Source organism: Pseudomonas retamae (genome assembly GCF_043496865.1).
Classification (GTDB): domain Bacteria; phylum Pseudomonadota; class Gammaproteobacteria; order Pseudomonadales; family Pseudomonadaceae; genus Aquipseudomonas; species Aquipseudomonas retamae.
The window spans coordinates 16,988-29,281 of record NZ_JBIEIL010000012.1; the positions used below are offsets into that span (position 1 = coordinate 16,988).

At 61.9% G+C, this 12,294-nt stretch carries 9 protein-coding genes; 6 read left to right on the plus strand and 3 right to left on the minus strand.

From position 1 onward, the window contains the following. Nucleotides 1-39: 39 nt before the first annotated feature. From ACGSLL_RS21710 to ACGSLL_RS21735, 6 genes are read left to right on the plus strand one after another with little or no spacing between them, the layout of a single operon-like run. Nucleotides 40-834: a YfaP family protein gene (locus tag ACGSLL_RS21710; protein WP_208939602.1), complete on the plus strand. Its 795-nt coding sequence runs from the start codon at nucleotides 40-42 to the stop codon at nucleotides 832-834. Nucleotides 835-869: 35 nt separating this feature from the next. Next, nucleotides 870-2,582 (plus strand): DUF2138 domain-containing protein, encoded by a 1,713-nt coding sequence (locus ACGSLL_RS21715; protein ID WP_394507876.1) that lies wholly within the window; start codon nucleotides 870-872, stop codon nucleotides 2,580-2,582. Beyond that, nucleotides 2,567-3,232 (plus strand): DUF1175 domain-containing protein, encoded by a 666-nt coding sequence (locus ACGSLL_RS21720; protein ID WP_394507991.1) that lies wholly within the window; start codon nucleotides 2,567-2,569, stop codon nucleotides 3,230-3,232. The genes ACGSLL_RS21715 and ACGSLL_RS21720 overlap by 16 nt, the downstream gene beginning before the upstream one ends. Next, complete coding sequence (locus ACGSLL_RS21725) at nucleotides 3,229-7,803, plus strand: alpha-2-macroglobulin family protein (RefSeq protein WP_394507877.1); 4,575 nt, start codon at nucleotides 3,229-3,231, stop codon at nucleotides 7,801-7,803. The genes ACGSLL_RS21720 and ACGSLL_RS21725 overlap by 4 nt, the downstream gene beginning before the upstream one ends. A 1-nt stretch (nucleotide 7,804) precedes the next feature. Continuing rightward, nucleotides 7,805-9,424 (plus strand): DUF2300 domain-containing protein, encoded by a 1,620-nt coding sequence (locus ACGSLL_RS21730; protein ID WP_394507878.1) that lies wholly within the window; start codon nucleotides 7,805-7,807, stop codon nucleotides 9,422-9,424. A 3-nt stretch (nucleotides 9,425-9,427) separates the two neighbouring features. Next, nucleotides 9,428-10,240 carry a YfaP family protein gene (locus tag ACGSLL_RS21735; RefSeq protein ID WP_394507879.1) on the plus strand — a complete coding sequence of 271 codons (813 nt, stop codon included), beginning with the start codon at nucleotides 9,428-9,430 and terminating at the stop codon, nucleotides 10,238-10,240. Nucleotides 10,241-10,247: 7 nt separating this feature from the next. Here ACGSLL_RS21735 and ACGSLL_RS21740 read toward each other — a convergent pair whose 3' ends face one another. The 3 genes from ACGSLL_RS21740 to ACGSLL_RS21750 form a co-directional block, all read right to left on the minus strand. Then, nucleotides 10,248-10,682 carry a hypothetical protein gene (locus tag ACGSLL_RS21740; protein WP_394507880.1) on the minus strand — a complete coding sequence of 145 codons (435 nt, stop codon included), beginning with the start codon at nucleotides 10,680-10,682 and terminating at the stop codon, nucleotides 10,248-10,250. Between the two features lie 113 nt (nucleotides 10,683-10,795). Next, nucleotides 10,796-11,035 carry a type II toxin-antitoxin system RelB/DinJ family antitoxin gene (locus ACGSLL_RS21745; protein ID WP_394507881.1) on the minus strand — a complete coding sequence of 80 codons (240 nt, stop codon included), beginning with the start codon at nucleotides 11,033-11,035 and terminating at the stop codon, nucleotides 10,796-10,798. A 441-nt stretch (nucleotides 11,036-11,476) separates the two neighbouring features. Beyond that, nucleotides 11,477-12,220, minus strand: a complete 744-nt coding sequence (locus ACGSLL_RS21750) for a S24 family peptidase (RefSeq protein ID WP_394507882.1) — start codon at nucleotides 12,218-12,220, stop codon at nucleotides 11,477-11,479. Nucleotides 12,221-12,294: the final 74 nt, after the last annotated feature.

Genomic DNA, 12,294 nt, shown 5'->3' on the forward strand with positions numbered 1-12,294 from the left:
GGGTGCAAGGTTTCGTTGGGGCATGGCAGGAGGCGTCACATGCGTTCATTTCTGTTGCTGCTGATTGGTCTGGCCTGTGCGCCGGGGCTGTGGGCGGCTGCGCCGAGCGCCGAATTGTCCGAGCCGGTGGGTGGCTGGCGCTATCACGGTTTGCTCGATCGCACGGAAAATCCGCAGGTCGCCTATCCGACGCCGCCGATCGATCGCGGCGTCCAGCGCAATCGCACGATGATCCAGGGTCAGCTCAAGGCCCTCGGCCATATGCGCCCGCCGCACAGCCTCGCGGTGAATGGCAATCCACTCAATCTGTACACCGACGACCAGGGCCGCTTCGCCCGGCCGTATGCGTTCGGCGCCGGTTCCAACAGCGTCGAGGTGATCAGCGCCGAGGGTCAGTCGCTCAAGCGCGTGCAATTTTATGAAGCCAATCATCTGCGCACGCCGGCGCGGATTCGTCTTGTCCTGGGCTGGGACGATCCGAAAGCCGAACTCGATCTGCATATTGTCACCCCCGACGGTCAGCATGCGTTCTGGGCGCGGCCAGCGCTGAGCAATGGCGGTGGTCTCGACCCGGATGGCGTCGATGGTCCGGGCCCGGAGATGTTCACCATGACGGCGCCGCTGCACGGCACCTATCTGGTTTACGTCAACTATTGGGGCAACTACGGCGCCGGCGGCTATAACTTCGAGGAGACCAGCAACCAGAACGAGGTGATCACCTCGCAAATCACGCTGGTGCTCAACGAAAACACCGTCGACGAAAAACGCGAAACCTTCATCGTGCCCCTGCGCGCGATCGGTGATCTGCTGCTGGTCAAGACTTTCAACTATTAAGCATCCCGCCACGGATGAACTCGGATGTTGTGAACATGAGCGATAACACTGCTACCCCGGCTGCTGCTACTCCGGCTGCCAAACCTTCGCGGCGCTGGCCGTTGCTGTTGCTCGGGCTGTGCCTGATCGCCGGCGTGGCGGGCGGTTTCGGCTGGCTGCTGCTCAAGCCCAAGGCGCCGCCGGCCGAGCTGGCCAGTGACAAGCTCGGCCTCAGTCGCCCGGACGCGTTGCTGGAAACCCGCTCGCTGAGCCAGTTGCCCAAAGACCTGCTGACGGTGCCGTTCCTCAAGGCCACGCTGACCGAAGATTTCGTCTTCTATTACGAAACCCATGCAGATCGCCTCGGCCTGATCGGCAGCCTGCGGCGGATCGTCTACGAGCATGATCTGAAATTGCAGGACAGCCTGATCGAGCAGCTTTTCGATCAGCCGGCGGACGTGGCGCTGTGGCGTGGCGCCGATGGCCGCTTGAAGGATTTCCTGCTGGTGATGGATCGTGGCGGGCTGGCGAAACTCCTCGAGCCACTGGCGAAAGTCGCGCTGGATGACAGCCAGCTCAGCCTGATCGGCAACCTCAAGGTTGGCAGCGACGAAGTGCCGCTCTATCAGCTCAGCTACAACGCCAGCAAATCGCTGCTGTTCGCGTCGCGCGGCGACAAACTGGTGGTGTTGTCCAACCCGGCCAAGTACTACGACCCCGAGAACGGCGCGTCTGAGGAATCCGGTCACGTTTCGTCGCAAGCATTGGCGGCATTGCTCAACGGCGAAAAACTCTTTCCCGAAGCGTTCGGTCTGCCGGCGAAAAACCCCGAAACCAAACAGCGGCTGTCGGTCAATGCCAGCGTGCTTGCCATGGGCTATCAGCGCTTTATCCCGAATTTTGCCGGGCTGCGTTTCGACATGGACGACAAGGGCTGGCACAGCTACCTGGCCATGGACGAGCTGGAAAACCAGCCGGACTTCGATTTCAAACCGGTGTGGCAGGCGATGCCGCTGGGTGCCAGTGCCTGTGTGACCTTGCCGGTGGCAGCCGAACCGCAGAGGCCGTTACTGGTAAAGCTCGGCGCCGACGACGCCGTGGCGCAGACGCTGACCGAGCACGTCGCCGGTGCGGCCGGCCTGTGTTGGTACGCCGATTCACGCTTGTACACGCCGCTGCTGGTGGCCAGCCTGAAAGACGAAGACAGCAGCAAGCTCGACGGCGATCTGGGCAAGCTGTTCGGCTCGATGGTCGGCGCGTTCGAGCCCAACGTTGCGCAAAACGTGTTCCTGGTGGTCGAGAAACAGGAAGGCCAGAGCCACGTCTGGCAACGTCAGGTCAGCTCCAGTTTCGGTCCGTATGCGGCGAAGACTGCGCAGAACCCAGAGGCGATTTCCGGCAAGGCGTTCATGAACGTCAGCCTCGCCCGACACGGCTCGACGCTGCTGTTTTCGCTGGACGACAAACTCATCGACAAGGCCCTCGGCACTCTCGACAAACGCTTCCCGCCGATGGCTGACGTATTGCCCAAAGACGTGCTGATGCCGATCTATTTCGGCCCGGATTCGATGGCTCAACTGATGCAGCAGGAAACCCTCGACAGCCTGCCGCAGGACATGGAGCCGGTGTTCTACAACGCCGCGCAAACCTATCTGCTGCCGAAACTGCGCACTCTCGGCGGCTACGGCAAATATGCCCTGACCTTGCCCGAAGGCAGCGAGCCGGACGGCCACTGGCAATGGCTGCCGCTGGAATGGAAAGCGCTGTGACTGCACTGATCCGCAGCCTCGGCCTGCTCGCGCTGTTGCTCAGCGCGGGCGCCCGCGCCGTCGACTCTCTACCTTTAAAAGCTCCGGCGCTGGATCCGGCGCAATCGCAGGTGTTTCGCGCCTGGTTTGTGCGTATTGCGCAAGAGCAACTGAGCCAGGGCCCGAGCCCGCGCTGGTATCAGCAGGACTGCGCGGGGCTGGTGCGCTTCGCCGCCAACGAAGCGCTGAAAGTCCACGATGACAAGTGGCTGCGCAGCAACGGCCTTTCCAATCGCTACCTGCCACCGGAACTGTCGCTCAGCGACGAGCAACGCAAGCTTGCGCAGCAGTGGCAGCAGGGCGGTGGCAAGGTCGGGCCGTACGTTAACGCGATCAAACTGATTCAGTTCAACAGTCACTTGGTCAGCCGCGATGTGTCGCAGGCGCGCCCCGGTGACCTGATGTTTTTCGATCAGGGCGACGACCAGCACTTGATGATCTGGATGGGCCGCTACATCGCCTATCACACCGGCACCACCACCCCCAAAGACAACGGCATGCGTTCGGCAAGCCTGCAGCAACTCATGACATGGAAGGACACCCGATGGATACCCGATGCAGCCAACCCCAACTTCATCGGCGTCTATCGACTGAATTTTCTCTCCCAATGACCGGTGCCCGCATGTTGCGACTCTGCTCCCGAATTCCTCTGCTGCTGGCCCTGTTGCTGCCACTGGCGACCGTCCATGCCGACGATTCGCTCGAGCCCAGCGGTTACACGCCGGTGTCCGGCGAAAGCTTCTTTCTGCTCGCCGACAGCAGTTTCGCGGCGGACGAACAGGCCATGGTGCGCCTCGAAGCGCCCGGTCGTGACTACCGGCGTTTTCGCATGGAGCCATATGGCGGCGCCGACATTCGCGTGTACCGCATCGACAAACCGCTGGATTTTCTCAAGCGTCAGAAGAACCTGCACCGGGTGGTCAGCGACGGCCAGTTCAAGGGCGAGGGTCTTTCCAACACCCTCGCGTACCTGTGGGACAACTGGTACCGCAAATCCCGTCGGGTGATGCAGCGCGCGTTCTCTTATGAGTCGCGCAAACAGGTCACCGAAGAAGTGCCGGAATTGAAGATGGGCGACGCGATGGCCGCGCCGACGCCGTATGACGCGCAACCGCAATTTGCGCTGATTCCGGGCCTGCCGGTGGTCAGCCAGTTCCGTTATCCACTGTGGCAGGCCAAGCCGATCCAGCCGCCGGCCGGGGTCGATCTGGCCGGATCTTCCAGTGATTTCGTCAGCGTCGCGCCGGGCAACGTTTACATTCCGTTGGGTCAGCTGAAACCGGGCTTGTACCTGGTCGAAGCGCTGATCGGCAAGTACCGTGCGACGACCATGGTCTTCGTTTCCAACACCGTGGCGGTGAGCAAAATTGCCGGTGACGAACTGCTGGTCTGGGCCGCACGCAAACACGAAGGCAGCTCGGTGCCGAAGGTCAATGTGCTGTGGACCGACGGCCTCGGTGTGATGAGCAGCGGCGCGACCGACAGCGACGGTTTGCTGCGCCTGAAACACGTCAGCCCCGAACGTTCGTTCGTCATCGGCGAGGATGAAGAGGGCGGGGTGTTCGTCTCGGAAAACTTCTATTACGACAGCGAAATCTACGACACCAAACTGTATGCCTTCACCGACCGGCCGCTGTATCGCCCGGGCGATTGGGTGTCGCTGAAAATCGTCGGTCGCGAATTCAAGAACGCCCGCGATTCGGTATTGCCGGGGGCGGCGGACGTCAGCGTCAGCGTGCTCGACGCGACCGGTACCGAGTTGCAACATCTCGACCTCAAACTCGATTCGAAGGCCGGTACTCAGGGCCGTTTCCAGTTGCCGGACAACGCCGTGGCCGGCGGTTACGAGATCCGTTTCAACTATAAGGATCAGGCCTACAGCAGCGCCTTCCGTGTCGCCGAATACATCAAGCCGCACTTCGAGATTTCCCTGAATCTGGCCAAGCAGGATTACCGCACCGGTGAGCCGGTCAAAGGTAGTCTGGTGCTGCTGTATCCGGACGGCAAACCGGTGGCCAACGCCAAGCTGAGCTTGAGCCTGCGCGCCCAGCAATTGTCGATGGTCGACAATGAACTGCAATACCTCGGGCAATTCCCGGTGGAATTGACCAGCACCGAACTGACCTCCGACAGCAAAGGCAATGCGACCCTCGACCTGCCGGCCGCCGACAAACCGAGCCGCTACATGCTCACCGTATTCGCCAGCGATGGCGCGGCGTATCGGGTCAAGACCACCAAGGAAATCCTCATCGACCGTGGCGCGGCGAGTTTTCGTTTAAGCGCGCCGCAACGCTTCAGCGCGGCTGGCGACAAGGTCGCGTTCAGCTACGCGAATGAAGGTGGCACCGAACAGAGCAAAGCAGTAACGCCGAGCAGCTATGGCTGGGTGCGTCTCGAAGACCAGAGCACCGGCGAAGGCAAACTTGCCGCCACCGACAAAGGCTTCAGCCTCGCGTTCGAGCGCCCGGGCACTTACAACCTGACACTCAAAGATCTGAATGGTCGCGTCCTCGGCGCCACTGGCCATTCAGTGACTGGCGACGGCGTCAAAGCCGTGCCGGGTACCGTCGAGATCGTCCTCGACAAGCCTGAATACCAGGCCGGCGATGAAGCGCTGGCGCTGATCACTTTCCCCGAGCCGGTCAGCGATGCGCTGCTGTCGCTGGAACGCGACAAGGTCGAAGCCACCGCGCTGCTGGCCAAGGGCGCCGACTGGCTGAAACTGGAAAAACTCAGCGACACCCAGTACCGCGCGCGCATCCCGGTGAAGGATAACTTTGCGCCGAACCTGACCTTCTCCGTGCTCTACACCAAGGGCGGTCAGTACAGCTTCCAGAATGCCGGGATCAAAGTTGTCGCGCCGCAGATCGACGTGGCGATCAGCACCGACAAAGCGGTCTATCTGCCGGGCGATACGGTCACGGTTGACCTGACCACGCAATTCGCTGGCAAGGCAGTGCCGGCCCACCTGACGGTCAGCGTCGTCGATGAAATGGTCTACGCGCTGCAACCGGAAGTCGCGCCGACCATCGACCAGTTCTTCTATCACCCGCGCCGCAACAACGTGCGCACCAGTGCCAGCCTGTCGTTCATCAGTTACGACGTGGCGTTGCCCGGCAGCCCCGGCGCACCGGGCAAGGCCAACCGCAGCGAACGCGGGGTAAAAGTGCTGGAGCGGCCGCGTCGTGAAGACGTCGACACCGCCGCGTGGCAGCCGGAGTTGTTGACCGGTGCCGACGGCAAAACCCGCTTCACCTTCAAGATGCCGGACTCGCTGACCCGCTGGCGCATCACCGCCCGCGCCATCGCTGATGATGGTCAGGTCGGGCAGAAGAAACAGTTCGTCCGTTCGGAAAAACCGCTGTACCTGAAGTGGAGCGGGCCGAGCAAATTCCGCAAAGGCGATCAGCCACAACTGGGCGTGTTCGCGTTCAGTCAGGCCGAAAAACCGCTCAAGGCTGAACTGGTCACGCGTTATGCCGGCGCTGAACAGCGTCTGCCGGTGACCTTGAACAACGGCATCAACTACCTGCCGATTCCGGCGTTCGCCCTGGCTTCCGGTGAGTGGATGGCGGAGCTGGTGCAGGACGGCAAAACCGCTGACGCCTTGGCGGTGCGCCTGAGTGCAACCGGCGATGGCTGGCAAGTGACGCAAACGCAAAGTCTCGAGGTTGCCAGCGGTGATACGCCGTTGAGTCTGCCGGCCGATGCCACGGATATTCGCCTGCGTCTGGATGACAGTCCGCAAGCGCTGTTCCGTTCCGCCCTTGATGATCTGCTCAGCTACCCGTACGGCGGCGTCGAGCAGACTGCCAGCCGGTTGCTGCCGCTGAGCATTGCCTATCCATCGCTGGCGTCGAACCCGCAGATTCGCGATCGCTTGCGCCTGATCATGCAGAACAGCCGCCTGCGGCTGGTGCAAATGGCCGGGCCGTCGGCGAGCTTCACCTGGTGGGGCTATGATGGCGAGCCGGATGCATTCCTCACGGCCTACGCTTATTACGCCGACTGGAACGCCAGTCAGGTGCTCGAACTGACCTTGCCGCCGGAGCATTGGCAGCGGGTGCTGGAGGTCTACGCCAAGCAAGCGCCGAACACGCCGCTGCTGCAACGGGCGCTGATTCTGTCGTTCGCCAAACAGATGCATCTGCCGGTTAACACGCTGCTCAGCGGTTTGATTGACGATCTGGCCAAGGCCGGTGAGGGCAGTGCTGAAACCGTGCTGGACGATGGCGAAGACAGTCTGGTGATGAACGATCCGGATTCGGCGCTCGGGCTGGCGGCGGCGCGGGTATTGGTTGCCTCGCTGGCCACGCAAGCGAAGGTGACATTGCCGCAAGCGTTCAATGGTCAAGTGTCGGCGGCACAGCAACGTCTGGCGGTCAGCTCACAGCCCTTTGTTGAAGCGCTGAACCTCTCGCTGCAACCGTTCGATCAGAGCCGTGCGACAGCGCTGCTGCAACGTCTGCTGCCGCAACAATCGACCCTCGAACGGGCGCTGGCGCTGACCTGGCTGCAACGCAGCATCGCACAGGCGTCGCCGACCATCGCCCTGACACCGGGCGAAGGCTGGAAGAAACATTACAGCGCTACCGGTGAGATGTACTGGACCTGGCAGGGCGCGACGCCGGTGCCAAGCGTGTTGAGCGTGTCCGGCACGCAGGAGCGTCCGCTGCGTGCGGCGCTGAGCTTCCAGACCCAACAGCCAGCGGTCGATCCGATGGCCGTGACCATCACCCGTCGTCTGTCGCGACTGGTGCCGGGCGACGAAGCGTTCACCTTCAAACTCGAGCCGGTCGGCACTAAACCGCTCTCCAGCGACAGCCTGTATCTGGACGAAGTGATCCTCACCAGCAAAGCGCCGAAACCGCTGCGCTACGGCATGCTCGAAGTGCCGCTGCCACCGGGCGCCGATGTCGAGCGCACCACCTGGGGCATCAAGTTGCAGGGCAAGGACGGCAGCGAACCGACTGCGCTGGAAAAGGCCCGATTCGAGCCGGGGCAACTGGCCTATGCAGTGCCGGTGGATGCGCTGAGCGGTGAATTGCGCCTGCGCCATCTGGTGCGTTTCTCGCAAAAAGGCCAGTTCAACCTGCCACCGGTGCGCTTCAAGCAGGTCTACGCGCCGCAGCATCAGGCTCAGGAAGCGAAAGCCGCGCTCGGTCAGGTCACGGTCAACTGACATGATCCGGCGGCTGCTGTGGCTGTTGATCGGATTGATACCTGCGCTGGCAACGGCGCAGGACGAGCCGTTGCGCGTGGCTTATCAGGGCGAATTGTTGTCGCTGAGCCAGACGCAACTGATCGCGCGCGAGCCGTTGCCTCCCGCGTTGGAGGCGCCGCTGGGCAGTCTGTGGAAGTTGTTTGTCTACGCCTGGCTGGTCGATACCGGCGCGCGCGAGCCGGCTTATGAATGTCGCGGTCAGTCGAAAGAAGAAGTCTATTGCTGCACCGCGGGCGGCAAGATCGAGCGCGATCAGGCGTTGGTGAAATCCTGCGGCTTGTATTTTGAACCGGCGCGGTTGGGCATTTCTGCTGCCGATTGGCGCAGCTATTGGCAGGCGCGACAGGCGCCATCGTGGTTGCTGGATCTGCCCTCGGTGCAGCCAGCGCAACGTGTTTCCATCGTGGAGTTGCTCAAGGTGCTGGCCTCACTGCCGGCGCAGGATCAGGCGCGGCGGGTGCTGCTCGACGTGGTGCTGAGCGCGGCGGACGGCAATGTTGTCGGCGAACTGGGCGGACGCTTGCGGGTGAAAACCTGGAGCTGGCTCGGCGATCAGGATCCGCAGTCGCGCCAAGGGGGCTTTGCCGGTTGGACAGCGGATGGCGCGCCAGTCTGGGCCGGTGGGCGCGGCACCAGTCAGAGGGTCTTGCGCCATTACGGTCAGGCGCTGGCGACGGTATTGCCAGCGGTATGGCCGGCGGAGGCGGGGCGTTGTGTCGAAGTCGGGTTGTTTTCGAAATACCCGCTTGCGAAGGTTTCGACGGGCGAGCGAACAGTAACTTCCGGGCCGTTACAAGGCGATTACCGCGTCGAATTCGCCAACGGCAACGCGCTGGATATCCATAGCGGCGGCGAACTGTTTTTGCTCAACGACAAACTGGTCGCCCGGCTTGACCGCGAAGAATACGTTGCCCGCGTGCTTGAGCGCGAAGCCAAGGCGCAACCGGCCGAAGCCGCCAAAGCGCTCGCCGTGGCGATTCGCACCTACCTGTTGCAAAACGCCACGCGCAACGGCGATTGCTTGAGCATTGACGACAGCAGCAACCGCCAGCGCGTCGCGCCACGCCCGGCCTCTGCCGAGTCACGCGACATTGCCGCCTGGACTGCAGATCTGGTCCTCGCTGGCAGCACCGTCACTTATCACTCCGACCAACCCGGCCCGGACAAACTCGCCTGGCAACAAGCCGTCGAGCAAGCCAACGCCGGCCAGCGTTACGACGCGATTCTGCTGCACGCCTATCCGCGCGCCAGCCTCAGCCGCTGGGACAACCCGGTCGCCTCCTGCGAAGCGCTGCCCGCCGCGCAAGACTGGCTGCAAAAACAGCGACGTGGCTGGCGGCCGAAGCTTGCCAGCGAAACCGGCTACAACGACGTCAGCACTTTCGCCGTATGCAAACTTGCCTTCGGCCGGCCCTTCGTCGACCGCGAACGCCAGCGCATCTACGTACGCGGCGCGCTGACGCTGCAAGATCGCCTCGACCTGACCCACGAATACCTGCACCTGGCCTTTGAAGCTCACCCCAACGGCCAGGACGAAACCTACATCGAAGGGCTCGCCCGTCACCTTTTGCTGGAATAGACCATGACACTCCGTTACCCCCAGGTCTTGCTGCTGCTCTGCACGCTGACCGCGCTGGCGTCGGCCCATGCCGCCGACAGCGTCAAGCTCGACACCCCGATCAGCGGCTGGCGCAGCGGCGCCCCGGAAGGCGAGGGTGAGAGCTTCCGCCAGACCGTCAACTACCCGGCCTCGTCAGTGAACACCCCGATCGGCCAGGCCAACACCGCGCGTATCAGCGGCGAAATCAAAGCCAGCGCCAAAAACAACCCGCCCGGCCGCCTGATCGTCAACGGCGTCAGCATGCCGCTGAAAATCGACGCCAGCGGCCGCTTCGACCGCCCGTTCTCCTTCCCCAACGGCAGCAACAGCGTCGAGGTCCGCAGCCCCGACGGCCAACAACGTCACCGCACCCAATTCCTCAACACCCGCGGCGGCGCCACCCCGGCCAAGCTGCGCGTTTTGCTGGCGTGGGACAGCGACGGTACCGACCTCGACCTGCACCTGATCACCCCCGACGGCGCCCACATCTGGTACGGCAACCGCGTCGCACCCAACGGCGCCGCCCTCGACGTCGACGTCACCACCGGCTACGGCCCGGAAATCGCCGCCATGCCCGCGCCGATCAAAGGCCAGTATCTGGTGTATGTAAATTACTACGGCGGTGGGTATCGCGAGGATGACGAGGGCGGCGATGAGGCAGTGCAGGCGTTGACTACGGCGCAGGTGACGGTGATCACCGAGGAAGGCACGCCGAGTGAGAAGATGGAGACGTTTCTGGTGCCGATGCGGGCGGTGGGGGAGTTGACGTTGGTGAAGTCGTTTAGTTATCCGTGAACTCCGGCTAATCAGGAAAAACGCCGCAAAGCGCGTTGCCCTGATAACCATGCACAATCGGCCCCAGCGCCATTAACGGGCCACAGGCATAGAACGGCGAAGGTACAGTTTGTTTTGAATTGAGCAAAACGATTTCATCGCCATACGCGTCACGTCCGAAGGACTGCTCGGAGTACGACGAACACACGGGCAATTTCAACGGCACAGGAATGATCAGCGCCCAAACCGTGATGCCGCACCATTCACGCGTGGGTGTTGATTGCACGGTTCGGGTGACCGCTGGGTGGATCGAGCGAGCGTTAAGGGCTTTGTACTCGTCAGTTTTGAGCGTGGTTTTCTCAGGCAATGCCACGATGGCACCGACGCAGCCGGAGAGGCTAAAACCCAGAGCCGCGATGAGGATATTGAGTCTGAACGGCGTGTAGCGTGATGGGCGTTGCATGTTTTGACGTCCTTGTACGCGTTTTGACTTTCTAAAGTGACTATCCTTCGCACCCTTGGCGGCGACTGCTCAGCCTGTTCCATTCCCTTAGCGCACATCGATCAAACTCAAGCTTATAGGTCATCCAAACTCACCTTGACTCGCTGCGGAGAGGCGAGACGTTGGGCGCCGACGGCGATCAGCGCTTCATCTTCTTCGCTGAGCAATGCCGCTTTGAAAGGCAGCTTGCCCCGCTCGGCGACGTATTGAAGCGTCTGGCGCAAAAGCTCGGAAGGCGTGACACCAAGTTTTTCCAGCGCGGCAAAGGAGCGCTGCTTGAGCTCATCGTCGATGCGGATGTTGATGGAGGCCATGAGGAAATTACCGTAATGATGTTTGTCGTTACGCTAGCAAGGCGTCGAACGCTCGACTAGCGGAAGTGCGGCTTCCGGAACGGTGGACAGCCGATCTTCAGGCATTAAAAAGCCGGCTTGTGGCCGGCTTCTCGGGGACTGGCTTGGCTTATTTTTGGTAAGCCGCGCCAGCCTTCAAAACGTACATCCGGATCTTGCGTCCGGCTGTGGGACTTGGTCAGACGTTGGTCTGCCGCGTCGGGCGTCATCTGAGCCGCGGGAGCGGGTCGATGCGCAAATGTGGGGCGCAGGATACTGAGTTTTGATGGGGATTCCCAGTCGGAAGTGCGGTTTAGAGCGACTGCAGTCGAACAAATTCGGGATTTGCATCGATTTCAGGGCCTCTTCGCGAGCAGGCTCGCTCCCACAAGGTTCTGTGCAGGGTCGACAAACCGCATCAAATCAAAGAAACGGCACCACCGGCCGGCGCTTGCTCACTGTCGACCACCAGAACACCCAGCCCAATATGTGAATTCTTTGTTCCTCGATCTGTGCCGGGCGGAAGACCTCGTCGGGGTATTCGGCGCTGTTGTGGCTGCGCAGGCGCAGGCCGTTGCCGGGCATGCGGTGCAGGTATTTGATGCGCAGCATGCCGTCGTGTTCGATGGCGTAGATTTCGCCGTCGACGACCTGGGTGAGGCTGCGGTCGATGGCGACGATGGAGCCGTCTTCGATGCGGTCGGCCATGCTGTTGCCGATCATGTGGGCGCAGATGGCGTCGTCGGGGCGTACTTCGAGCTGGTCGAGGTGGGCGCGCAGCAGGCGGATCGAGAGGTCCGGATCCTGGATAACATGGGTCTTGTCGGAGCTGTCGAGCGGCGTTTCCTTGAAGAAGGCCAATTCGACGTCGTTGGGGTGGATGAATCGGTAGCTGCCTTGCGGGTCGTTGGCGTCGAAATGGTCGCCATTGCTCGCCGGTGGGCTGAGGCTCGGGGATTCCTTGGTGCCTTCGCCGGTTTTCAGCCATTCGCTGTTGACGGACAGCAGGCGTGAGACTTCTTCCATGCGATACGCCGGGACGCCCCGGGTGTACCAGTTGTGGACATTTTGGGCTTCCGTGCCCCAGAACTTTGCGAAACCCGTCGTCGAGATGTTCGCAGCTTCCAGGAGTGCCTTGAATCTTGGACCGCTAGTGTTCTTTCTCATAAACACGGAGTCTACGGCCGTGCCAGAGCGGTTTGAATAAACCGCGCGTTCAAAAACGGGCTGAATTTTGCGAC

Excerpts from the sequence above, each read along its gene's own strand:
- ACGSLL_RS21740 (WP_394507880.1), bottom strand. The coding sequence starts at position 10,682 with ATGCAACGCCCATCACGCTACACGCCGTTCAGACTCAATATCCTCATC.
- ACGSLL_RS21715 (WP_394507876.1), top strand. The coding sequence starts at position 870 with ATGAGCGATAACACTGCTACCCCGGCTGCTGCTACTCCGGCTGCCAAA.
- ACGSLL_RS21735 (WP_394507879.1), top strand. The coding sequence starts at position 9,428 with ATGACACTCCGTTACCCCCAGGTCTTGCTGCTGCTCTGCACGCTGACC.
- ACGSLL_RS21730 (WP_394507878.1), top strand. The coding sequence starts at position 7,805 with ATGATCCGGCGGCTGCTGTGGCTGTTGATCGGATTGATACCTGCGCTG.
- ACGSLL_RS21725 (WP_394507877.1), top strand. The coding sequence starts at position 3,229 with ATGACCGGTGCCCGCATGTTGCGACTCTGCTCCCGAATTCCTCTGCTG.
- ACGSLL_RS21745 (WP_394507881.1), bottom strand. The coding sequence starts at position 11,035 with ATGGCCTCCATCAACATCCGCATCGACGATGAGCTCAAGCAGCGCTCC.
- ACGSLL_RS21750 (WP_394507882.1), bottom strand. The coding sequence starts at position 12,220 with ATGAGAAAGAACACTAGCGGTCCAAGATTCAAGGCACTCCTGGAAGCT.
- ACGSLL_RS21720 (WP_394507991.1), top strand. The coding sequence starts at position 2,567 with ATGGAAAGCGCTGTGACTGCACTGATCCGCAGCCTCGGCCTGCTCGCG.
- ACGSLL_RS21710 (WP_208939602.1), top strand. The coding sequence starts at position 40 with ATGCGTTCATTTCTGTTGCTGCTGATTGGTCTGGCCTGTGCGCCGGGG.